This window comes from Priestia taiwanensis (assembly GCF_014638355.1).
GTDB classification, from domain to species: domain Bacteria; phylum Bacillota; class Bacilli; order Bacillales; family Bacillaceae_G; genus Priestia_D; species Priestia_D taiwanensis.
Window position 1 is genome coordinate 19,093 of record NZ_BMFK01000007.1, and the last position, 21,936, is coordinate 41,028.

General features: G+C 40.3%; 26 protein-coding genes and 1 other annotated feature (1 of these 27 only partly in view). All 26 genes read left to right on the forward strand.

Annotated elements, in window-relative coordinates:
* Positions 1–70: a sequence feature (ribosomal protein L10 leader region), on the forward strand (it extends 65 nt beyond the left edge of the window).
* 40 nt (positions 71–110) lie between these two features.
* On the forward strand, positions 111–611 hold the full coding sequence (rplJ, locus tag IEV41_RS18460) for a 50S ribosomal protein L10 (RefSeq protein WP_188389989.1): 501 nt from the start codon (positions 111–113) through the stop codon (positions 609–611).
* Positions 612–671: 60 nt separating this feature from the next.
* Positions 672–1,031, forward strand: a complete 360-nt coding sequence (rplL, locus tag IEV41_RS18465; RefSeq protein ID WP_188389990.1) for a 50S ribosomal protein L7/L12 — start codon at positions 672–674, stop codon at positions 1,029–1,031.
* A gap of 161 nt (positions 1,032–1,192) precedes the next feature.
* Positions 1,193–1,792 carry a class I SAM-dependent methyltransferase gene (locus tag IEV41_RS18470; protein ID WP_188389991.1) on the forward strand — a complete coding sequence of 200 codons (600 nt, stop codon included), beginning with the start codon at positions 1,193–1,195 and terminating at the stop codon, positions 1,790–1,792.
* A 226-nt stretch (positions 1,793–2,018) separates the two neighbouring features.
* Entirely contained in the window at positions 2,019–5,552 is a 3,534-nt protein-coding gene (gene rpoB, locus IEV41_RS18475) for a DNA-directed RNA polymerase subunit beta (RefSeq protein WP_188389992.1), read from the forward strand.
* 146 nt (positions 5,553–5,698) lie between these two features.
* Entirely contained in the window at positions 5,699–9,301 is a 3,603-nt protein-coding gene (gene rpoC, locus IEV41_RS18480) for a DNA-directed RNA polymerase subunit beta' (protein WP_188389993.1), read from the forward strand.
* A gap of 328 nt (positions 9,302–9,629) precedes the next feature.
* Positions 9,630–10,052, forward strand: coding sequence for a 30S ribosomal protein S12 (gene rpsL, locus IEV41_RS18485; protein WP_188389994.1), 423 nt, complete (start codon positions 9,630–9,632; stop codon positions 10,050–10,052).
* A 38-nt stretch (positions 10,053–10,090) separates the two neighbouring features.
* Entirely contained in the window at positions 10,091–10,561 is a 471-nt protein-coding gene (gene rpsG / locus IEV41_RS18490) for a 30S ribosomal protein S7 (RefSeq protein ID WP_188389995.1), read from the forward strand.
* 75 nt (positions 10,562–10,636) lie between these two features.
* Positions 10,637–12,718 (forward strand): elongation factor G, encoded by a 2,082-nt coding sequence (gene fusA, locus IEV41_RS18495; protein ID WP_188389996.1) that lies wholly within the window; start codon positions 10,637–10,639, stop codon positions 12,716–12,718.
* Positions 12,719–12,838: 120 nt separating this feature from the next.
* The gene (tuf, locus tag IEV41_RS18500) at positions 12,839–14,026 is read left to right on the forward strand and encodes an elongation factor Tu (RefSeq protein ID WP_188389997.1); all 1,188 of its coding nucleotides are present in this window, start codon (positions 12,839–12,841) and stop codon (positions 14,024–14,026) included.
* A gap of 327 nt (positions 14,027–14,353) precedes the next feature.
* Complete coding sequence (gene rpsJ / locus IEV41_RS18505) at positions 14,354–14,662, forward strand: 30S ribosomal protein S10 (RefSeq protein ID WP_188389998.1); 309 nt, start codon at positions 14,354–14,356, stop codon at positions 14,660–14,662.
* 32 nt (positions 14,663–14,694) lie between these two features.
* A complete protein-coding gene (rplC, locus tag IEV41_RS18510) occupies positions 14,695–15,318 on the forward strand; it encodes a 50S ribosomal protein L3 (protein WP_188389999.1) in 624 nt (207 codons plus the stop codon).
* A 29-nt stretch (positions 15,319–15,347) separates the two neighbouring features.
* Positions 15,348–15,971, forward strand: coding sequence for a 50S ribosomal protein L4 (gene rplD, locus IEV41_RS18515; RefSeq protein ID WP_188390000.1), 624 nt, complete (start codon positions 15,348–15,350; stop codon positions 15,969–15,971).
* Positions 15,971–16,261 (forward strand): 50S ribosomal protein L23, encoded by a 291-nt coding sequence (gene rplW, locus IEV41_RS18520; RefSeq protein WP_188390001.1) that lies wholly within the window; start codon positions 15,971–15,973, stop codon positions 16,259–16,261. The genes rplD and rplW overlap by 1 nt, the downstream gene beginning before the upstream one ends.
* Before the next feature lie 26 nt (positions 16,262–16,287).
* A complete protein-coding gene (rplB, locus tag IEV41_RS18525) occupies positions 16,288–17,118 on the forward strand; it encodes a 50S ribosomal protein L2 (protein ID WP_188390002.1) in 831 nt (276 codons plus the stop codon).
* Between the two features lie 57 nt (positions 17,119–17,175).
* Positions 17,176–17,454 (forward strand): 30S ribosomal protein S19, encoded by a 279-nt coding sequence (gene rpsS / locus IEV41_RS18530; protein WP_188390003.1) that lies wholly within the window; start codon positions 17,176–17,178, stop codon positions 17,452–17,454.
* Between the two features lie 17 nt (positions 17,455–17,471).
* A complete protein-coding gene (gene rplV / locus IEV41_RS18535) occupies positions 17,472–17,813 on the forward strand; it encodes a 50S ribosomal protein L22 (protein ID WP_188390004.1) in 342 nt (113 codons plus the stop codon).
* A 3-nt stretch (positions 17,814–17,816) separates the two neighbouring features.
* Positions 17,817–18,473: a 30S ribosomal protein S3 gene (gene rpsC, locus IEV41_RS18540; protein WP_188390005.1), complete on the forward strand. Its 657-nt coding sequence runs from the start codon at positions 17,817–17,819 to the stop codon at positions 18,471–18,473.
* A gap of 1 nt (position 18,474) precedes the next feature.
* The gene (gene rplP, locus IEV41_RS18545; RefSeq protein ID WP_188390006.1) at positions 18,475–18,909 is read left to right on the forward strand and encodes a 50S ribosomal protein L16; all 435 of its coding nucleotides are present in this window, start codon (positions 18,475–18,477) and stop codon (positions 18,907–18,909) included.
* Positions 18,899–19,099: a 50S ribosomal protein L29 gene (gene rpmC, locus IEV41_RS18550; RefSeq protein WP_188390007.1), complete on the forward strand. Its 201-nt coding sequence runs from the start codon at positions 18,899–18,901 to the stop codon at positions 19,097–19,099. Before rplP ends, rpmC begins: the two co-directional genes overlap by 11 nt.
* 22 nt (positions 19,100–19,121) lie before the next feature.
* Complete coding sequence (gene rpsQ / locus IEV41_RS18555) at positions 19,122–19,385, forward strand: 30S ribosomal protein S17 (RefSeq protein ID WP_188390008.1); 264 nt, start codon at positions 19,122–19,124, stop codon at positions 19,383–19,385.
* A 43-nt stretch (positions 19,386–19,428) separates the two neighbouring features.
* A complete protein-coding gene (gene rplN / locus IEV41_RS18560) occupies positions 19,429–19,797 on the forward strand; it encodes a 50S ribosomal protein L14 (protein WP_188390009.1) in 369 nt (122 codons plus the stop codon).
* A gap of 38 nt (positions 19,798–19,835) precedes the next feature.
* The gene (gene rplX, locus IEV41_RS18565; protein ID WP_188390010.1) at positions 19,836–20,147 is read left to right on the forward strand and encodes a 50S ribosomal protein L24; all 312 of its coding nucleotides are present in this window, start codon (positions 19,836–19,838) and stop codon (positions 20,145–20,147) included.
* A 29-nt stretch (positions 20,148–20,176) separates the two neighbouring features.
* Positions 20,177–20,716: a 50S ribosomal protein L5 gene (gene rplE / locus IEV41_RS18570; protein WP_188390011.1), complete on the forward strand. Its 540-nt coding sequence runs from the start codon at positions 20,177–20,179 to the stop codon at positions 20,714–20,716.
* A 33-nt stretch (positions 20,717–20,749) separates the two neighbouring features.
* Positions 20,750–20,935 carry a type Z 30S ribosomal protein S14 gene (locus tag IEV41_RS18575; RefSeq protein WP_025909738.1) on the forward strand — a complete coding sequence of 62 codons (186 nt, stop codon included), beginning with the start codon at positions 20,750–20,752 and terminating at the stop codon, positions 20,933–20,935.
* Positions 20,936–20,965: 30 nt separating this feature from the next.
* Positions 20,966–21,364 carry a 30S ribosomal protein S8 gene (rpsH, locus tag IEV41_RS18580; RefSeq protein WP_188390012.1) on the forward strand — a complete coding sequence of 133 codons (399 nt, stop codon included), beginning with the start codon at positions 20,966–20,968 and terminating at the stop codon, positions 21,362–21,364.
* A gap of 30 nt (positions 21,365–21,394) precedes the next feature.
* The gene (gene rplF / locus IEV41_RS18585; RefSeq protein WP_188390013.1) at positions 21,395–21,934 is read left to right on the forward strand and encodes a 50S ribosomal protein L6; all 540 of its coding nucleotides are present in this window, start codon (positions 21,395–21,397) and stop codon (positions 21,932–21,934) included.
* The last annotated feature ends 2 nt before the right edge of the window (positions 21,935–21,936 follow it).

Here is a 21,936-nt window from a genome sequence, read left to right on the forward strand (position 1 = left end):
TATACGTGTTTATACTAATAAACAATATACCTCCATGTCTTGATTTACATGGAGGTTTTTATGTGATTACACTTTACGGTATTATGATAAAACTACAGGAGGTGTAATAAATGAGCAACGCAATCGAAATGAAACAACAAGTAGTTTCTGAAATCGCTGCTAAATTACGTGAGTCTAAATCAACAATCGTTGTTGACTACCGTGGTTTAACGGTTTCTCAAGTTACTGAACTTCGTAAACAATTACGTGAAGCTGGCGTTGAGTTCAAAGTTTACAAAAACTCTTTAACTCGTCGTGCTGCTGAGCAAGCTGAATTAGCTGGCTTAAACGATGTATTAGTTGGGCCGAATGCTATCGCATTCAGTACTGAAGATGTTATCGCTCCTGCGAAAGTTCTAAACGAATTCGCTAAGAAGAATGAAGCATTAGAAATTAAAGCTGGTGTAATCGAAGGAAATGTTGCGACTGTTGAAGAAGTTAAAGCTCTTGCTGAACTTCCATCTCGCGAAGGTTTACTTTCTATGTTACTATCAGTACTTCAAGCGCCAATCCGCAATCTTGCACTTGCTACAAAAGCTGTGGCAGATCAAAAAGAAGAGCAAGGCGCTTAATTGTAAGACAAAACAACCATATAGCATAAAATATGCTTAATCCATAAGGAGGAACTTAAAATGACTAAAGAACAAATCATTGAAGCAGTTAAATCTATGACTGTTTTAGAATTAAACGACTTAGTAAAAGCTATTGAAGAAGAATTCGGAGTAACTGCTGCAGCTCCTGTAGCTATGATGGCAGGTGCTGGTGAAGCTGCTGCTGAGCAAACTGAATTTGATGTAGTATTAGCTAACGCTGGTGCTCAAAAAATCAAGGTTATCAAAGTAGTTCGTGAATTAACTGGCTTAGGCTTAAAAGAAGCTAAAGAAGTAGTTGATAACGCTCCTAAAGCTCTTAAAGAAGGCGTAACTAAAGAAGAAGCTGAAGAAATCAAAGCTAAACTTGAAGAAGTTGGCGCTTCTGTAGAAGTTAAGTAATTAACTTATGCAATTGTAAAAAGCTCGCATCTGCGGGCTTTTTTTTATCCCACTTACAATAGTATAGGTTAGCTATGGTGAGTTTGTTTCAGTCTAGACACATGGTGTATAGTTATACGTACGCTATGTACATAGGTATAGTAATAAAATGGGGTGAAAACATGAGTGATCATTATTATTCAAATGCACCGAATAGTAAAAGTGAAAAGCGTGAATGGACTTTCGAATTGAAGGGGCATACATTTAAGTTTGCTTCGGATGCTGGGGTGTTCTCTAAGAAGGAAGTGGATTTTGGTTCTCGTCTACTTATTGAAAGTTTTGCTCCTGCGGAAGTGGAAGGTGGCATTTTAGATGTAGGTTGTGGATACGGCCCGATTGGATTGTCACTTGCAAAATGCTATACAAATTGCACGGTAGAGATGGTAGATGTGAATGAACGCGCAATGGAGTTAGCGAGAGAAAATGCAGCGAAAAACAATATATCAAATGTCGTGATCTTCAAAAGTGACGTCTACGAAAATGTAAACAAGCAGTATGCTTCTATCTTATCAAATCCTCCGATTCGTGCAGGGAAAAAAGTTGTGCATGCCATCTTAGAAGGTGCTTTCGAACGCCTTGTATCTGGTGGGGAGCTTTGGATTGTTATCCAAAAGAAACAAGGAGCTCCGTCTGCGCTTGAGAAATTGGAATTGCTATTTTCAGAGGTGGAAGTAGTGGTGAAGAAAAAAGGGTATTATATCATAAAATCAAAAAAACATTGACGGTTATTTTTGGTTATGTTAATATTGTTAAATGCCAATATATTATTTTCTAAGTTTTCATCGACAATATTTGAATAAAATCGATAATCTTGGAAAAAATAGTAAAATGAGTATGTCGTTAAACAGAATGATGGTTTTCTTTCGAAGCCATTTTTCTTTTTTGTCTATTTGTTTAAAATAAGCGGTAGACAGTAATAAAAAACTCTTGATTTGAGGGGTGAAGCAGTTGACAGGTCAACTAGTTCAGTATGGACGACACCGCCAACGAAGAAGTTATGCTCGTATCAGTGAAGTTTTAGAATTGCCAAATCTTATCGAAATTCAAACCTCTTCATATCAATGGTTCTTAGATGAAGGTTTAAGAGAAATGTTCCAAGAAATTTCTCCTATCGAAGATTTTACAGGTAATCTTTCTTTAGAATTCATTGATTACAGTTTAGGTGAACCAAAGTATTCTGTTGAGGAGTCGAAAGAGCGTGATGTTACTTACGCCGCGCCTTTACGTGTAAAGGTACGATTAATCAATAAAGAAACTGGTGAAGTGAAGGAACAAGATGTATTTATGGGTGATTTCCCACTGATGACAGAGACGGGAACTTTCGTTATTAACGGCGCAGAGCGCGTTATCGTTTCACAGCTTGTTCGTTCATCTAGTGTGTATTATAGCGGGAAAGTGGATAAGAACGGTAAGCGTGGTTTCACAGCGACTGTTATCCCAACTCGTGGTGCTTGGTTAGAGTATGAAACAGATGCGAAAGACGTTGTATACGTTCGTATTGATCGTACAAGAAAATTACCTGTTACCGTATTATTACGTGCATTAGGTTTAGGGTCTGACCAAGAAATTCTTGATTTATTAGGTGAAAATGAATACTTGCGTAATACGCTTGAAAAAGACAACACGGATTCTATTGAAAAAGCGTTGTTAGAGATATATGAAAGATTACGTCCAGGTGAACCACCTACAGTAGAAAATGCGAAGAGTCTATTAGTATCACGTTTCTTCGATCCAAAGCGTTATGACTTAGCGAACGTAGGACGTTACAAGATTAATAAGAAGCTTCATATTAAAAATCGCTTATTCAACCAACGTTTAGCTGAAACATTAGTCGATCCTGAAACAGGAGAGATTTTAGTTGAAAAAGGTACTGTGTTAGATCGTCGTAATTTAGATCGTATTCTTCCTTTCATTGAGAAGAATATTAACGCAAAAGACGTACGACTAGTTGGCGGTGTAATGGAAGAAGATGTAATGCTTCAATCCATCAAAATTTACGCGCCAAACGATGCAGATGGCGAAACAGTTATCAATGTAATTGGTAATGCGAATATCGATAATAGCGTAAAGAATATTACGCCAGCTGATATTGTTGCATCTATTAGTTACTTCTTTAACTTGCTATACAAAGTTGGGGATGTAGACGATATTGACCACTTAGGTAACCGTCGTTTACGCTCAGTTGGTGAGTTATTACAAAATCAATTCCGTATCGGTTTATCTCGTATGGAACGTGTTGTTCGCGAGAGAATGTCGATCCAAGATACAAATGCAATTACACCGCAGGCGTTAATTAATATTCGTCCTGTTATTGCTTCTATTAAAGAGTTCTTTGGTAGTTCTCAGTTATCTCAGTTCATGGACCAAACAAACCCACTAGCTGAGTTAACACACAAACGCCGTCTATCTGCGTTAGGACCGGGTGGTTTAACACGTGAGCGCGCTGGCTTCGAAGTTCGTGACGTTCATTACTCTCACTATGGTCGTATGTGTCCAATCGAGACACCAGAGGGACCGAACATCGGTCTAATCAACTCTCTTTCTTCATTCGCAAAAGTAAATGAGTTTGGCTTCATTGAGACACCATACCGTCGTGTTGACCCTGAAACTGGTAAAGTAACAGGTCGTATCGACTACTTAACAGCGGACGAAGAAGATAACTATGTTGTAGCCCAAGCGAATATGCGTTTAGGAGAAGATGGTTCATTCTTAGATGAAGACATCGTAGCTCGTTTCCGTGGAGAGAACACTGTTGTTAAGCGCGACCGTGTTGACTACATGGACGTATCTCCGAAGCAAGTCGTATCTGCTGCAACAGCATGTATTCCGTTCTTAGAGAACGATGACTCCAACCGTGCCCTAATGGGAGCGAACATGCAACGACAAGCTGTTCCATTATTAAATCCAGAAGCACCATTCGTTGGTACTGGTATGGAGCACGTGTCTGCAAAAGACTCAGGTGCTGCAGTTATCTGTAAGCATGCGGGTGTTGTAGAACGCGTTGAAGCAAAAGAAGTTTGGGTACGTCGTTACGTAGAAGTAGACGGACAGCAAGTAAAAGGTGACCTTGATAAGTATCGTATGCTTAAGTTCGTTCGTTCGAACCAAGGTACTTGTTACAACCAGCGCCCAATCGTTGCGGTTGGCGATGAAGTAGAAAAGGGTGAAATCCTTGCAGATGGTCCATCAATGGAACAAGGTGAATTAGCACTAGGACGTAACGTACTAGTAGGATTCATGACATGGGATGGCTATAACTATGAGGATGCTATCATCATGAGCGAACGTTTAGTAAAAGACGATGTGTACACGTCTGTTCACATTGAGGAATACGAATCAGAAGCTCGTGATACGAAGTTAGGACCAGAAGAAATCACACGTGATATCCCGAACGTAGGGGAAGATGCGCTTCGCAATCTTGATGAGCGTGGAATCATCCGAGTAGGTGCGGAAGTGAAAGACGGAGACTTATTAGTAGGTAAAGTAACACCTAAAGGTGTAACGGAACTTACAGCAGAAGAGCGTCTACTTCATGCAATCTTCGGAGAGAAAGCTCGTGAAGTTCGTGATACGTCATTACGTGTACCACATGGCGGTGGCGGTATTGTCTTAGACGTAAAAGTCTTTAACCGTGAAGACGGAGATGAGTTACCACCAGGTGTGAATCAATTAGTGCGTGCATACATCGTTCAGAAACGTAAGATTTCTGAAGGTGATAAGATGGCCGGTCGACATGGTAACAAGGGTGTTATCTCTCGTATTTTACCAGAAGAAGATATGCCATTCTTACCAGACGGTACACCAATTGATATCATGTTAAACCCATTAGGGGTACCATCACGTATGAACATCGGACAGGTGTTAGAGCTTCATTTAGGTATGGCAGCTCGTTACCTTGGTATTCATGTTGCATCACCAGTATTCGATGGTGCGCGTGAGGAAGATGTATGGGAAACATTAGAAGAAGCTGGTATGGCTCGCGATGCGAAGACTATTCTTTATGATGGCCGTACGGGTGAAACATTCGACAACCGTGTGTCTGTTGGTGTCATGTACATGATCAAACTTGCCCACATGGTAGACGATAAGTTACATGCTCGTTCAACAGGACCATACTCACTTGTTACACAGCAACCACTTGGTGGTAAAGCACAGTTCGGTGGACAGCGTTTTGGTGAGATGGAAGTATGGGCACTTGAAGCATATGGTGCTGCTTATACGCTACAAGAAATCTTGACTGTGAAGTCGGATGATGTTGTAGGTCGTGTGAAAACATATGAGGCAATCGTTAAAGGTGAAAACGTACCAGAACCAGGTGTTCCTGAGTCATTCAAGGTATTAATCAAAGAATTACAATCACTTGGTATGGATGTTAAGATGTTATCAAGCGATGAAAAAGAAATTGAAATGCGTGATGTAGATGAGGATGAAGAAGCTCCAACTAACCGAGCAGAAGCAGAATTAGAAACTGCGCAAGAATAATAAATAACAGCACTGCTGCCTAGCCCCAAAAGGATGTCAATTCTATACGTTAGATGATCTTTTAGGGGCTAGTTGCGTGCATAAGAAATTTAAGATACTTTCGACGTTTTGGGTAAAACCTGTAGATTGAAAGGGAGGTAGGCCCCTTGATAGATGTAAATAACTTTGAATATATGAAGATTGGTCTTGCTTCACCTGATAAAATCCGTTCATGGTCTCATGGTGAAGTTAAAAAACCAGAAACAATTAACTATCGTACGTTAAAACCGGAAAAAGACGGCTTATTCTGTGAGCGTATTTTCGGTCCAACAAAAGATTGGGAATGTCATTGTGGTAAGTACAAGCGTGTACGCTACAAAGGCGTTGTCTGTGATCGATGTGGTGTAGAAGTAACACGTGCAAAAGTACGTCGTGAGCGTATGGGTCACATTGAATTAGCAGCTCCTGTATCACATATTTGGTACTTTAAAGGCATTCCAAGCCGTATGGGCTTAGTGTTAGACATGTCTCCACGTGCATTAGAAGAAGTAATTTACTTTGCTTCTTATGTTGTAACAGAAAATGGAGATACACCTCTTGAGAAGAAGCAACTGTTATCTGAGAAAGAATACAGAGCTTACAGAGAAAGATACGGACAGTCTTTCCAAGCTTCAATGGGTGCAGAAGCAATTAAAAAGCTTCTTCAAGACATTGACTTAGAAAAAGAAGTAGATTTCTTAAAAGAGGAATTAAAAACAGCGCAAGGTCAACGTAGAACACGTGCGATCAAACGTTTAGAAGTGTTAGAAGCATTCCGTAACTCAACAAATGCACCATCATGGATGATCTTAGATGTACTTCCGGTTATTCCACCAGAATTACGTCCGATGGTTCAATTAGATGGTGGTCGTTTCGCGACTTCTGACTTAAACGATTTATATCGTCGTGTAATCAACCGTAACAACCGCTTAAAACGTCTACTTGACTTAGGAGCACCAAGCATTATCGTTCAAAACGAGAAGCGTATGCTTCAAGAAGCTGTAGATGCGTTAATCGATAACGGTCGTCGTGGTCGTCCAGTTACAGGACCGGGTAATCGTCCGTTAAAATCACTTTCACACATGCTGAAAGGTAAACAAGGTCGTTTCCGTCAAAACTTATTAGGCAAACGTGTTGACTACTCTGGCCGTTCGGTAATCGTAGTAGGACCAAACTTAAAGATGTACCAATGTGGTTTACCAAAAGAAATGGCACTTGAGTTATTTAAGCCATTCGTTATGAAAGAATTAGTAGAAAAAGGCTTAGCACATAATATCAAGAGTGCGAAACGTAAAATTGAGCGCTTAAACCCAGATGTGTGGGATGTATTAGAATCGGTTATTAAAGAACATCCAGTTTTACTTAACCGTGCCCCAACGCTACACAGACTTGGTATCCAAGCGTTCGAACCAACACTTGTAGAAGGCCGTGCAATTCGCCTTCACCCGTTAGTATGTACAGCATATAACGCTGACTTCGACGGTGACCAAATGGCGGTTCACGTTCCGCTTTCATCAGAAGCACAAGCGGAAGCTCGTCTGTTAATGTTAGCTGCACAAAACATTCTAAACCCGAAAGATGGAAAACCAGTTGTTACGCCATCTCAGGATATGGTATTAGGTAACTATTACTTAACATTAGAACGTGCTGGTGCAGTTGGAGAAGGTATGATCTTCAAAGATACAAATGAAGCAGTATTAGCTTACCAAAATGGCTATGTACATCTTCATACACGTATCGCAGTTCAAGCTGGATCGTTAAACAACGTGACATTTACAGAAGAACAAAACAGTAAACTATTAATTACAACAGTTGGTAAGTTAATTTTCAACGAAATTCTTCCAGAATCGTTCCCTTATATTAACGAACCGACTCAACATAACTTAGAAAAAGAAACGCCAGTAAAGTACTTCGTTGAAAAAGGCGAAAACGTAAGAGAAATCATCGCATCACGCGAAGAAATTGCGCCGTTCAAGAAGAAAATTTTAGGTAACATCATTGCGGAAGTATTCAAACGCTTCAAGATTACAGAAACGTCGAAGATGCTTGACCGTATGAAGAACTTAGGATTTAAACATTCGACAAAAGCTGGTATCACAGTTGGTGTATCTGACATCATCGTATTAAGTGAGAAGGATAAGTTACTACACGAAGCCCAAATTAAAGTAGATAACGTTATGAAGCAATTCCGTCGTGGTTTAATTACAGAAGAAGAGCGTTATGAGCGTGTTATTTCGATTTGGTCTGCGGTTAAAGATGTTATCCAAGGCTTACTGATGAAGTCCTTACCAAGACTGAACCCGATCTTCATGATGAGTGATTCAGGTGCCCGTGGTAACGCATCGAACTTTACGCAGCTTGCGGGTATGCGTGGTCTGATGGCCAACCCGTCTGGTCGTATCATTGAATTACCAATTAAATCTTCATTCCGCGAAGGTTTAACAGTATTAGAGTACTTCATCTCGACGCATGGTGCGCGTAAAGGTCTAGCCGATACAGCCCTTAAGACAGCCGATTCAGGTTACTTAACTCGTCGTCTTGTAGATGTAGCACAAGACGTTATCGTTCGTGAGGATGATTGTGGAACAGACCGTGGTCTATTCGTTCAAGCAATCAAAGAAGGCAACGAGATTATCGAACCTTTATACGAGCGCTTAGAAGGACGTTTTGCTCGTATTCCAGTGAAACATCCAGAAACAGATGCTGTATTAGTAGATGAAAATGAATTAATCACAGAAGATATCGCACGTGAAATTATCAAAGCTGGTATCGAGGAAGTGAAGATTCGCTCGGCATTTACATGTAATACACGCCATGGTGTGTGTAAAAAATGTTACGGTCGTAACTTAGCGACTGGTTCTGATGTAGAAGTTGGGGAAGCGGTTGGTATTATCGCAGCTCAATCGATTGGTGAGCCAGGAACACAGTTAACGATGCGTACATTCCATACAGGTGGGGTAGCTGGAGACGATATCACACAAGGTTTACCGCGTATCCAAGAGCTATTCGAAGCTCGTAATCCAAAAGGTCAAGCGGTAATCACAGAAATCGATGGTTACGTATCACATATTAGTGACACGAAAGATAAGCAAGAGATTACTGTTCAAGGTGAAGTAGAAGCCCGTACGTATGCAATTCCTTACGGTGCACGTGTCAAAGTAACGGAAGGCCAAGATTTAAATCGCGGTCAAGTATTAACAGAAGGTTCTATCGATCCGAAAGAATTACTAAAAGTTACGGACATCGCAGGCGTTCAAGAATACTTATTACGTGAAGTTCAAAAAGTATACCGTATGCAAGGGGTAGAAATTGGCGATAAGCACGTAGAAGTAATGGTACGTCAAATGCTACGTAAAGTACGTGTGATGGATGCTGGTGAAACAGATTTATTACCAGGAACTCTATTAGATATTCACCAATTTACAGATGCGAATTTACAAGTATTACTAGAAGGAAAACAACCAGCTACTGCTCGTCCGATCTTACTAGGTATTACAAAAGCGTCTCTTGAAACAGACTCATTCTTATCTGCTGCATCATTCCAAGAAACAACTCGTGTGTTAACGGATGCTGCAATTAAAGGTAAGCGCGATGAGTTACTAGGTCTGAAAGAGAATGTAATTATTGGTAAGTTAGTTCCTGCAGGTACTGGTATGAACCGCTACCGCAAAGTAGAACTTGTAAAGTCTGCTACTGAAACTGTAGAAGATGAAGTATTCATCGAAAGCTAAAATAAAAAATAATGCAAGATTAGTTGACATCATCTTCTTATAGATGTTAATATGTTTAAGGTTGCTCCAAAAGATGTTTGTTAAGTCATTAGCAGATAGTTGATAAGATGGTGAGTGTCTTATGAAAAGCGTCTCACATACATCTGTCGGATTTACATTCAATATGCTTAGGCAGTTGAAAAGGAGCTACAGCATTACAAATTATTTAAGTTAAAACTGTTTTTGTGAGGAGGGTTTTCTAACCCTCTCTTGCAAGAACTTTGTTTTCAACTAAAAATGAACCACCTGGATGTGTGGTCTTATAAATGTGTGAAGGGAGGATAATATAATGCCTACAATTAACCAATTAGTACGTAAGGGTCGTTCTAGCAAAATCGTTAAGTCTGACTCTCCAGCATTAAACAAAGGTTACAACAGTTTCAGAAAGGTACAAACTGACGTATCATCTCCACAAAAACGTGGTGTATGTACTCGTGTTGGTACAATGACTCCGAAGAAACCTAACTCAGCGTTACGTAAATACGCTCGTGTACGTTTAACTAACGGAATCGAGGTTACAGCATATATCCCAGGGATTGGCCATAACCTACAAGAGCATAGCGTAGTATTAATCCGTGGCGGTCGTGTAAAAGACTTACCAGGGGTACGCTACCATATCGTTCGTGGAGCACTTGACACTGCTGGTGTTGACAAGCGTATGCAAGGCCGTTCTAAATACGGTACGAAGCGTCCGAAAGCACCTAAGAAATAATAACTACAAACTAGAATGTATTGAAAGGAGGAACAAACATGCCTCGTAAAGGACCTGTTGCAAAAAGAGACGTATTACCAGATCCAATGTATAACTCAAAATTAGTATCTCGTTTAATCAACAAAATGATGATTGACGGTAAAAGAGGTAAGTCACAAGCTATTATCTATAGCGCGTTTGAAATTATCCAAGAGCGTAGCGGAAAAGAGCCTATGGAAGTGTTCGAACAAGCAATGAAGAACATCATGCCAGTTCTTGAAGTTCGTGCTCGTCGTGTTGGTGGTACTAACTACCAAGTACCAGTTGAGGTTCGCCCAGAGCGTCGTACAACTTTAGGTCTTCGCTGGTTAGTTAACTATTCTCGTCTTCGTGGTGAAAAAACTATGGAAATGCGTTTAGCTAACGAGCTTCTTGATGCAGCTAACAGTACTGGTGCTGCAGTTAAGAAACGTGAAGATACACACAAAATGGCAGAAGCTAACAAAGCATTCGCTCACTACCGTTGGTAGGATTCGGCTTCAGCTGTTATATTTTTTCAAAAAAATATACTATATTCCCATTAGAGGAAGGAGAAATGAATCATTATGGCAAGAGAGTTCTCCTTAAATAATACTCGTAATATCGGTATCATGGCTCACATCGATGCTGGTAAAACGACTACGACTGAACGTGTACTTTACTACACAGGTCGTATCCATAAAATTGGTGAGACTCACGAAGGTGCTTCTCAAATGGACTGGATGGAGCAAGAGCAAGAGCGTGGTATTACTATCACATCTGCTGCGACAACAGCTGCTTGGAAAGGCCACCGTGTAAATATCATTGACACACCTGGTCACGTAGACTTCACTGTAGAAGTTGAACGTTCTTTACGTGTACTTGATGGTGCTGTTGCGGTTCTAGATGCACAATCTGGTGTAGAACCACAAACAGAAACTGTTTGGCGTCAAGCGACAACATATGGAGTTCCACGTGTTGTGTTCGTTAACAAAATGGACAAAATCGGCGCAGACTTCTTATATTCTGTAAAAACGTTACATGATCGTTTACAAGCAAACGCTCATCCAATCCAATTACCAATTGGTGCGGAAGATGAGTTCGAAGGTATTATCGACCTTGTTGAAATGAAAACGTACATGTACCAAAACGACTTAGGTACTGACATTCAAGTTCTTGACGAAATCCCTGCTTCTCACGCTGAGCAAGCTGAGGAACTTCGTGGTCAATTAATCGAAGCATTAGCTGACTTTGATGAAGAATTAATGATGAAGTACTTAGATGGTGAAGAAATTGAAGTAGCTGAATTAAAAGCGGCTATCCGTAAAGCAACTACAAGTGTAGAATTCTACCCTGTAATTTGTGGTTCAGCATTCAAAAACAAAGGTGTTCAGTTAATGCTTGATGCAGTAATTGACTACCTACCATCACCATTAGATATCCCTGCAATCAAGGGTATCAACCCTGATACAGAGGAAGAGACTACTCGTGAGTCAGACGATAACGCTCCATTCTCTGCATTAGCATTCAAAGTTATGACTGATCCTTATGTTGGTAAATTAACTTTCTTCCGCGTATACTCTGGTATTGCAGAAGCTGGTTCTTACGTTATCAACTCATCTAAAGGTAAGCGTGAGCGTTTAGGTCGTATCCTTCAAATGCACGCGAACTCTCGTCAAGAGATTCCAGCATGTCATGCTGGTGATATCGCTGCAGCAGTAGGATTAAAAGATACAACAACTGGTGATACTTTATGTGATGACAAAAACCCTGTTATCCTTGAGTCTATGGAATTCCCAGAGCCAGTTATCTCTGTTGCTATCGAACCTAAATCTAAAGCTGACCAAGATAAAATGGGTACAGCATTAGCAAAACTTGCAGAGGAAGATCCAACATTCCGTGCTGAAACTAACGTTGAAACAGGCCAAGTAATCATCTCTGGTATGGGTGAGCTTCACTTAGATATCATTGTTGATCGTATGCGTCGTGAGTTCAAAGTTGAAGCTAACGTTGGTGCTCCGCAAGTAGCATACCGCGAAACATTCCGTGGTTCTGCTAAGGTTGAGGGTAAATTTGCTCGTCAATCTGGTGGACGTGGACAATTCGGACACGTTTGGATTGAATTCTCTCCAAACGAAGAAGGAAAAGGTTTCGAATTCGAAAACAAAATCGTTGGTGGTGTAGTACCTCGTGAATACATCCCAGCTGTAGGAGCAGGTCTAGAAGATGCAATGAAGAACGGTGTATTAGCTGGATATCCACTAATCGACGTTAAAGCTGCATTAGTAGACGGTTCTTACCATGACGTTGACTCTTCTGAGATGGCATTCAAAATTGCTGCATCTATGGCACTTAAAAACGCAGTTTCTAAGTGTAACCCAGTAATTCTTGAGCCAATGATGAAAGTTGAAGTAGTAATCCCTGATGAGTACCTAGGTGACATCATGGGTGACATCACTTCTCGTCGTGGACGCGTTGAAGGTATGGAAGCTCGTGGAAACGCACAAGTTGTTAAAGCTTTCGTTCCACTTTCAGAAATGTTCGGATATGCAACGTCTCTACGTTCTAACACGCAAGGTCGCGGAACGTACACAATGCACTTCGATCACTATGAAGAAGTACCAAAATCAATTTCTGAAGAAATTGTGAAAAAAAATAAAGGAGAATAATTGATTTTCAATTGTTCTTCAAGTATAACTACTTATGTAGGCGTGAAAGGGTGATTCACCCTTTCACCATATAATATAGTAAAAACTATAAATACTTATATTTTCGAGGAGGCTATTAGAATGGCTAAAGCAAAATTCGACCGTTCAAAACCGCATTGTAACATCGGTACAATCGGACACGTTGACCACGGTAAAACAACTTTAACAGCTGCTATCACTGCAGTTCTTGCTAAAAAAGGTGGAGCGCAAGCAATGGCGTACGATCAAATCGATGGTGCACCAGAAGAGCGCGAGCGTGGAATCACAATCTCAACTGCACACGTTGAGTACGAAACTGACAACCGTCACTATGCACACGTTGACTGCCCAGGTCACGCTGACTATGTTAAAAACATGATCACTGGTGCTGCACAAATGGACGGAGCTATCTTAGTAGTAGCTGCTACAGATGGTCCAATGCCACAAACTCGTGAGCATATCTTATTATCTCGTCAAGTAGGTGTACCATACATCGTTGTATTCTTAAACAAATGTGACATGGTAGACGACGAAGAATTATTAGAGTTAGTTGAAATGGAAGTTCGTGACTTATTATCTGATTACGATTTCCCAGGAGACGACACTCCAGTAATCAAAGGTTCAGCTTTAAAAGCTTTAGAAGGAGATGCTGCTTGGGAAGATAAAGTAGTTGAGTTAATGGCTGCTGTTGATGAGTACATCCCTAACCCAGAGCGTGCTACTGATAAGCCTTTCTTAATGCCAGTTGAGGACGTATTCTCAATCACTGGTCGTGGAACAGTTGCTACAGGACGTGTTGAGCGTGGACAAGTTAAAGTTGGTGACGTAGTAGAAGTTATCGGTTTAGCTGAAGAAAATGCTTCAACTACTGTAACTGGTGTTGAAATGTTCCGTAAATTATTAGACTATGCTGAAGCTGGAGACAACATTGGTGCTTTACTTCGTGGAGTATCTCGTGAAGATATCCAACGTGGTCAAGTATTAGCTAAGCCAGGTTCAGTTAAGCCTCACACAAAATTCAAAGCTGAGGTTTACGTATTATCTAAAGAAGAAGGTGGACGTCACACTCCATTCTTCAACAACTACCGTCCACAGTTCTACTTCCGTACAACTGACGTAACTGGTATCTGCCAATTACCTGAAGGTACTGAAATGGTAATGCCTGGAGATAACATCGAAATGACTGTTGAGTTAATCGCTCCAATCGCTGTAGAAGAAGGAACTAAGTTCTCTATTCGTGAAGGCGGACGTACTGTAGGTGCTGGAATCGTAGCTACAATCGTTGAGTAATTTCGACGTTCAAAAGAGTTTAGACATTTGTCTAAACTCTTTTTTTATTTGCTGATTCTAATTGCTAGTATCTTACAATCTGTTCCCACTTGATATCTGTTTTATTCCTGTGTATAATGACAAAGTATCGTTTGAGATGCACATTTAAAAAAGATTTAATAAAAAGTTGCAAAGGCCCAATTAATCATGTATAATATTTAATGTTGGTCTTTGACTGCGATGAAGTGGAAGGTTGCTGACACACCCGGCCGCTTTGCCATGGCGAGTGTGAGGAAATTTCCATGGAGAAGGTCTATTTATAAAATAGGCGAAAAAGGAGGGAAAATAATGGCAAAAGAAAAAATTCGTATCCGTTTAAAAGCTTATGATCACCGTATTTTAGATCAATCAGCAGAAAAAATCGTTGAAACGGCTAAGCGTTCTGGTGCTTCTGTATCAGGTCCAATCCCGTTACCAACTGAGCGTTCAGTTTACACGATTTTACGTGCGGTTCATAAATACAAAGATTCTCGTGAGCAATTCGAAATGCGTACTCATAAACGCTTAATCGATATCGTGAATCCTACACCACAAACTGTAGATTCATTAATGCGTTTAGATCTACCGTCTGGCGTAGACATCGAAATCAAATTATAAATTTTTATGCATAACAACAGGAGGTGTGACTAATGGTCAAAGGAATCTTAGGTAAAAAAATTGGTATGACTCAAGTTTTCGCTGAAAATGGTGAGTTAATCCCAGTAACGGTTATCGAAGCTACTCCAAACGTTGTTTTACAAGTGAAAACAACTGCTACTGACAGCTATGATGCAGTTCAGTTAGGTGTTACTGATAAACGTGAAAAGTTAGCTAACAAACCTGAACAAGGTCATGTAGCAAAGGCTAATACTGCTCCTAAGCGCTTCGTTCGCGAAATTCGTGATGCAGCTGGAGAGTATGAAGTTGGTCAAGAAATTAAAGTTGAAGTTTTCGCGGAAGGCGAATTAGTTGATGTAACTGGAATCTCTAAAGGTAAAGGTTTCCAAGGTGCAATCAAACGCCATAACCAATCACGCGGACCTATGTCCCATGGTTCTCGTTACCACCGTCGTCCAGGTTCGATGGGTGCTATCATTAACCGTGTATTCAAAGGTAAAAAACTAGCTGGACGTATGGGTGGAGACACTGTTACTGTTCAAAACTTAGAAATCGTTAAAGTTGACGCTGAGCGTAACTTATTATTAGTTAAAGGTAATGTTCCAGGTGCTAAAAAGTCTTACGTGACTGTACGTAGCGCGGTAAAAGGGAACTAATTTAATATAATAGGAAAGGAGGAAACACAATGCCAAAAGTTACTGTATACAATCAAAGCGGTTCTACAACTGGAGAAATCGAGTTAGCTGAATCTGTATTTGGTATTGAACCTAACAATCATGTATTATTTGACGCAATCATTATGCAACAAGCATCATTACGTCAAGGTACACACAAAGTAAAAGGACGTTCTGAAGTACGTGGCGGAGGTCGCAAACCTTGGAAACAAAAAGGTACTGGCCGTGCTCGTCAAGGATCGATCCGTTCACCACAATGGCGTGGTGGTGGTGTGGTATTCGGACCAACACCAAGAGGGTATGCTTACAAGCTACCTAAAAAAGTTCGCCGTTTAGCTATCAAGTCTGCTTTATCAACTAAAGTTCTTGAGCAAAACGTGTTAGTACTTGAAGAATTAACATTCAACGCTCCTAAAACAAAAGAGATGGTTACAATGTTACAAGGTCTTTCTGTAGAGAAAAAGGCTCTTATCGTAACTGCTGACCACAACGAATTCGTTGAGTTATCAGCTCGTAACATCCCAGGCGTTACAGTATTAAACGCTAACGGAATTAACGTTTTAGACGTTGTTGCTCATGAGAAATTAATCATGACTAAAGCAGCAGTTGAAAAAGTAGAGGAGGTGCTTGCATAATGAGAGATCCTCGTGATATTATTAAGCGCCCAGTAATCACTGAACGTTCTATGGAAATCATCGCTGAGAAAAAATTCACATTTGATGTGGATGTAAAAGCTAATAAAACTGAAGTTAAAGATGCTATTGAAGCTATCTTCGGTGTTAAAGTTGAGAAAGTTAATATCATGAACTACAAAGGTAAGTTCAAGCGTATGGGTAAATATGCTGGTTACACGAACCGTCGTCGTAAGGCAATCGTGAAATTAACTGCTGACTCTAAAGAAATCGAAATCTTCGAAGGTATCTAATCTAGTAAGAAAAGGAGGGAAACCTGATGGGAATTAAAAAGTATAATCCTACTACTAACGGTCGTCGTAATATGACTAGCAATGATTTCGCTGAAATCACTGCAAGTAAGCCGGAAAAATCACTTTTAGCGCCTTTAAGCAAAAAGGCTGGTCGTAACAACCAAGGTAAAATCACTGTACGTCATCAAGGTGGCGGACACAAACGTCAATACCGTATTATTGACTTCAAACGTACAAAAGATGGCATACCAGGACGCGTTGCTACTATCGAGTACGATCCAAACCGTTCTGCGAACATCGCATTAATCAACTACGTGGATGGAGAGAAGCGTTACATCTTAGCTCCTAAAAACCTAGAAGTTGGAATGGAAATTATGTCAGGTGTAGATGCTGATATTAAAGTAGGTAACGCGTTACCACTTGTAAACATTCCAGTTGGTACAGTAGTTCATAACATCGAATTAAAGCCAGGACGTGGCGGACAATTAGTTCGTTCTGCTGGTACAAGTGCACAAGTACTTGGTAAAGAGGATAAATACGTATTAGTACGCTTAAACTCTGGAGAAGTACGTTTAGTATTAGCTACTTGCCGTGCTACAATCGGTCAAGTTGGTAATGAGCAACACGAGCTTATCAATATTGGTAAAGCTGGTCGTTCTCGTTGGATGGGTAAACGCCCAACAGTTCGTGGTTCTGTTATGAACCCTTGCGATCACCCACACGGTGGTGGTGAAGGTAAAGCACCAATCGGACGTAAATCACCAATGTCTCCATGGGGCAAACCAACTCTTGGAGCGAAAACTCGTAAGAAAAATAAGGCGTCTGATAAATTTATCGTTCGTCGCCGTAAAAAATAACGTAATTGCTCTACGGTTCACCTGAACCGTAGCATGATTACGAAGGGAGGTACACACATGGGCCGCAGTCTTAAAAAAGGACCATTTATTGATGATCATTTAATGAAGAAGATTGAAAAATTAAATGAGACAGATTCTAAGCAAGTTGTTAAAACTTGGTCTCGTCGTTCAACAATTTTCCCTAATTTCATCGGTCACACAGTCGCTGTGTATGATGGACGTAAGCATGTACCAGTATACGTAACAGAGGATATGGTAGGTCACAAATTAGGTGAATTCGCACCAACTCGTACGTACAAAGGTCATGATGCTGACGATAAGAAAACTAGAAGATAATGAGAGGAGGCATTCTGATGCAAGCTAAAGCTGTAGCAAAAACGGTTCGTATTGCTCCTCGTAAAGTTCGTCTAGTAGTGGATTTAATCCGAGGTAAGCAAGTAGGTGAAGCAATCGCTATTCTTCGCCACACTCCAAAAGCTGCTTCTCCAGTGGTAGAAAAGCTTTTAAAATCTGCAATTGCTAATGCAGAGCATAACTATGAAATGGACATCAACAACTTAGTTGTTTCAGAAACTTTTGTTGACGAAGGTCCAACAATGAAACGTTTCCGTCCTCGTGCAATGGGACGTGCAAGCCAAATTAACAAACGCACAAGCCACATTACAATCGTGGTAACTGAGAAGAAGGAGGGATAATCGATGGGTCAAAAGGTCAATCCTATAGGTTTACGAGTGGGTATCATTCGTGACTGGGAATCTAAATGGTTCGCTGAGAAAGATTACGCTAACTTATTACATGAAGACTTAAAGATTCGTGAATATATTAGTGCTCGTCTTAAAGATTCTGCTGTATCTAAAGTAGAAATCGAGCGTGCTGCTAACCGTGTGAACATCACAATTAACACAGCTAAGCCTGGTATGGTTATCGGTAAGGGTGGTACTGAAGTTGAAGCACTTCGTAAAGCTCTTAACGCATTAACTGGCAAACGTGTTCATATCAATATCATCGAAATCAAAAAAGCTGATTTAGATGCGAAACTTGTTGCTGAGAATATTGCTCGTCAATTAGAGAACCGTGTTTCATTCCGTCGTTGCCAAAAGCAATCAATCCAACGCTCTATGCGCGCTGGTGCATTAGGAATCAAAACACAAGTATCTGGTCGTCTTGGCGGAGCTGATATTGCTCGTGCAGAGTCTTATAGTGAGGGAACTGTACCACTTCATACACTTCGTGCAGACATCGACTATGCAACTGCTGAAGCAGACACTACTTACGGTAAATTAGGTGTTAAAGTATGGATCTACCGTGGTGAAGTTCTTCCTGCAAAAAAGAAAGCTCAGGAAGGAGGAAAATAATATGTTAATGCCTAAACGTGTAAAATATCGTAGAGAACACCGCGGTAAGATGCGTGGTAAAGCTAAAGGCGGTACGGAAGTTCATTTCGGTGAGTTCGGTTTACAATCTTTAGAAGCTTCTTGGATTACTAACCGTCAAATCGAAGCTGCTCGTCGTGCGATGACTCGTTATATGAAACGTGGTGGTAAAGTTTGGATTAAAATTTTCCCTTCTAAGCCATACACTGCTAAGCCTCTTGAAGTCCGAATGGGTTCTGGTAAAGGTGCTCCTGAAGGATGGGTTGCAGTAGTTAAGCCTGGTAAAGTAATGTTCGAAATCGCAGGTGTTTCTGAAGAAGTAGCGCGCGAAGCATTACGTCTTGCTGCTCACAAATTACCAGTTAAGTGTAAGTTTGTAAAACGCGAAGAAAATGGTGGTGAAACTAATGAAAACTAATGAAATTCGTGACTTAACCACTGTTGAAATCGAATCAAAAGTAAAATCTTTAAAAGAAGAGTTATTCAATCTTCGTTTTCAATTAGCTACAGGCCAACTTGAGAATCCAGCTCGTATCCGTGAGGTTCGTAAGGCGATTGCTCGTATGAAAACTGTAGTTCGTGAAAGAGAGATCGGAATTAATAGATAATTAATGAGGGGAGGTTTGCACAATGAGCGAACGCAACCAACGTAAAGTTTATCAAGGTCGTGTTGTTTCTGACAAAATGGACAAAACAATCACTGTACTTGTAGAAACTTACAAAACGCACACATTATATGGTAAACGTGTTAAGTACTCTAAGAAGTACAAAGCACATGATGAGAATAATGTTGCAAAAATGGGCGATATCGTAAAGATCATGGAAACTCGTCCATTATCAGCTACAAAACGTTTCCGTTTAGTAGAAGTTGTTGAAGAAGCAATTATTATCTAATTGATGATCGGATAGCTAAAATCCGAAAGGAGGGACAATTCGCATGATTCAACAAGAATCTCGTTTAAAAGTTGCAGATAACTCTGGTGCGCGTGAAATTCTTTGCATTAAAGTACTAGGTGGATCTGGCCGTAAAACAGCTAACATTGGTGACATTATCGTTGCTTCTGTAAAAAAAGCAACACCAGGTGGCGTTGTTAAAAAAGGTGACGTTGTAAGAGCAGTTATCGTTCGTACTAAGAGCGGTGCTCGTCGCAACGACGGTTCATATATCCGCTTCGACGAAAACGCAGCAGTTATCATTAAGGACGATAAGAGCCCACGTGGTACTCGTATCTTCGGACCTGTAGCTCGTGAGTTACGTGAAAATAACTTCATGAAGATCGTTTCTTTAGCTCCAGAAGTATTATAATAAAAGATTTAATTCCTGTATAAGGAGGTGCTAAGAAGATGCATGTAAAAAAAGGTGATAAAGTTCAAGTAATCTCTGGTAAAGACAAAGGCAAACAAGGCGTAATCCTTGCTAGCTTCCCTAAGCAAAACCGTGTACTTGTTGAGGGTGTTAACATCGTGAAAAAACACTCTAAACCATCACAAGCTAACCCACAAGGTGGCATCATTACAAAAGAAGCACCTATCCATGTATCTAATGTTATGGCATTAGATCCTAAGACTGGCGTTCCTACACGTGTAGGCTTCACAGTAGTGGATGGTAAGAAAGTACGTATCGCTAAGAAATCTGGCGAATTATTAGATAAATAATAAATCTTTAGAAAGGAGGTCTGTACAGGATGAACCGCCTAAAAGAAAAATTCCAAAAAGAAATTACTCCTGCTCTAATGAGCAAGTTTAACTATAAATCAGTTATGGAAGTACCAAAAATCGAGAAAATCGTAATCAACATGGGTGTTGGTGAAGCTGTAAGTAACTCTAAAGCTTTAGATGTAGCTGTAGAAGAGTTAGCTACTCTTTCAGGTCAAAAACCAGTTGTAACACGTGCGAAAAAATCGATCGCAGGTTTCCGTCTTCGTGAAGGTATGCCAATCGGTGCAAAAGTTACATTACGCGGAGAGCGTATGTATGAATTCTTTGATAAGTTAATTGCTGTATCATTACCTCGTGTACGTGACTTCCGCGGTGTTTCTAAGAAAGCATTCGACGGTCGCGGTAACTACACTTTAGGTGTTAAAGAGCAATTAATCTTCCCAGAGATTGATTATGATAAAGTAAACAAGGTTCGTGGTATGGATATCGTTATCGTAACAACTGCGAACACTGATGAAGAATCTCGTGAGTTATTAACTCAATTCGGTATGCCATTCCAAAAATAATGGAAGCCCACGCTAAGTAGAGGAGGCGAAAATGTGGCTAAGAAATCAATGATTGCAAAACAAAAACGCCAGCAAAAGTTTAAAGTACAAGAGTACACACGTTGCGAACGTTGCGGACGTCCTCATTCAGTACTACGCAAATTTAAACTTTGCCGTATTTGTTTCCGTGAACTTGCATATAAAGGACAAATTCCAGGTGTTAAAAAAGCTAGCTGGTAATATCACAGTAGTGGAAGGAGGTAAAATACAATGGTCATGACAGATCCAATTGCAGATATGCTTACTCGCATCCGTAATGCGAACATGGTACGTCACGAGGTGTTAGAAGTTCCTGCTTCTAACATCAAGAAAGAGATTGCTGAAATCTTAAAACGTGAAGGTTTCATTCGTGATGTAGAATATATCGAAGACAACAAGCAAGGTTTCATCCGTATGTTCTTAAAGTACGGTTCAAACAATGAGCGTGTAATTACAGGATTAAAGAGAATCTCTAAACCTGGTTTACGTGTTTACGCTAAAGCTGATGAAGTACCACGTGTATTAAACGGCTTAGGTATCGCTATCTTATCTACTTCAAAAGGAGTAGTTACTGATAAAGAAGCTCGTCAAACTCAAACAGGCGGAGAAATCTTAGCATACGTTTGGTAATAAGTTGTAGAAAGAATGGAGGTGCAATGAATGTCTCGCGTAGGTAAAAAAGTTCTTGAAATCCCTGCTGGTGTTACAGTTACAGTTGCTGAAGATAACACTGTAACAGTAAAAGGACCAAAAGGTGAATTAACTCGTACTTTCAATGCTGATATGAAAATCAACATTGAAGAAAATACATTAACAGTAGAACGTCCTTCTGATAACAAGGAGCATCGTTCGTTACATGGTACTACTCGTGCTCTTTTAGGTAACATGGTTGAAGGTGTTACTAATGGTTACACTCGTAACTTAGAGTTAGTCGGTGTAGGTTACCGTGCTGCTAAACAAGGTACTAAATTAGTATTAAACGTTGGATACTCTCACCCAGTTGAGATCGAAGCAGAGGCTGGTATTACAATTGAAGTACCTGCTAACACTAAAATCTCTATCTCAGGTATCGACAAAGAGCGTGTTGGTGCATTAGCTGCTAACATTCGCGCTGTTCGTGCTCCAGAGCCTTACAAAGGTAAAGGTATTCGTTACGAAGGCGAAGTTGTTCGTCGTAAAGAAGGTAAAACAGCTAAGTAAAC

Coding starts and splice junctions, on each gene's coding strand:
- rpsH (WP_188390012.1), top strand. CDS start 20,966: ATGGTCATGACAGATCCAATTGCAGATATGCTTACTCGCATCCGTAAT.
- tuf (WP_188389997.1), top strand. CDS start 12,839: ATGGCTAAAGCAAAATTCGACCGTTCAAAACCGCATTGTAACATCGGT.
- rpsQ (WP_188390008.1), top strand. CDS start 19,122: ATGAGCGAACGCAACCAACGTAAAGTTTATCAAGGTCGTGTTGTTTCT.
- rplF (WP_188390013.1), top strand. CDS start 21,395: ATGTCTCGCGTAGGTAAAAAAGTTCTTGAAATCCCTGCTGGTGTTACA.
- rplX (WP_188390010.1), top strand. CDS start 19,836: ATGCATGTAAAAAAAGGTGATAAAGTTCAAGTAATCTCTGGTAAAGAC.
- rplV (WP_188390004.1), top strand. CDS start 17,472: ATGCAAGCTAAAGCTGTAGCAAAAACGGTTCGTATTGCTCCTCGTAAA.
- rplJ (WP_188389989.1), top strand. CDS start 111: ATGAGCAACGCAATCGAAATGAAACAACAAGTAGTTTCTGAAATCGCT.
- rplC (WP_188389999.1), top strand. CDS start 14,695: ATGGTCAAAGGAATCTTAGGTAAAAAAATTGGTATGACTCAAGTTTTC.
- IEV41_RS18470 (WP_188389991.1), top strand. CDS start 1,193: ATGAGTGATCATTATTATTCAAATGCACCGAATAGTAAAAGTGAAAAG.
- rplN (WP_188390009.1), top strand. CDS start 19,429: ATGATTCAACAAGAATCTCGTTTAAAAGTTGCAGATAACTCTGGTGCG.
- rplW (WP_188390001.1), top strand. CDS start 15,971: ATGAGAGATCCTCGTGATATTATTAAGCGCCCAGTAATCACTGAACGT.
- rpmC (WP_188390007.1), top strand. CDS start 18,899: ATGAAAACTAATGAAATTCGTGACTTAACCACTGTTGAAATCGAATCA.
- rpsC (WP_188390005.1), top strand. CDS start 17,817: ATGGGTCAAAAGGTCAATCCTATAGGTTTACGAGTGGGTATCATTCGT.
- rplE (WP_188390011.1), top strand. CDS start 20,177: ATGAACCGCCTAAAAGAAAAATTCCAAAAAGAAATTACTCCTGCTCTA.
- rpsJ (WP_188389998.1), top strand. CDS start 14,354: ATGGCAAAAGAAAAAATTCGTATCCGTTTAAAAGCTTATGATCACCGT.
- rplP (WP_188390006.1), top strand. CDS start 18,475: ATGTTAATGCCTAAACGTGTAAAATATCGTAGAGAACACCGCGGTAAG.
- rpsG (WP_188389995.1), top strand. CDS start 10,091: ATGCCTCGTAAAGGACCTGTTGCAAAAAGAGACGTATTACCAGATCCA.
- rplB (WP_188390002.1), top strand. CDS start 16,288: ATGGGAATTAAAAAGTATAATCCTACTACTAACGGTCGTCGTAATATG.
- fusA (WP_188389996.1), top strand. CDS start 10,637: ATGGCAAGAGAGTTCTCCTTAAATAATACTCGTAATATCGGTATCATG.
- rpsS (WP_188390003.1), top strand. CDS start 17,176: ATGGGCCGCAGTCTTAAAAAAGGACCATTTATTGATGATCATTTAATG.
- rplL (WP_188389990.1), top strand. CDS start 672: ATGACTAAAGAACAAATCATTGAAGCAGTTAAATCTATGACTGTTTTA.
- rpsL (WP_188389994.1), top strand. CDS start 9,630: ATGCCTACAATTAACCAATTAGTACGTAAGGGTCGTTCTAGCAAAATC.
- rplD (WP_188390000.1), top strand. CDS start 15,348: ATGCCAAAAGTTACTGTATACAATCAAAGCGGTTCTACAACTGGAGAA.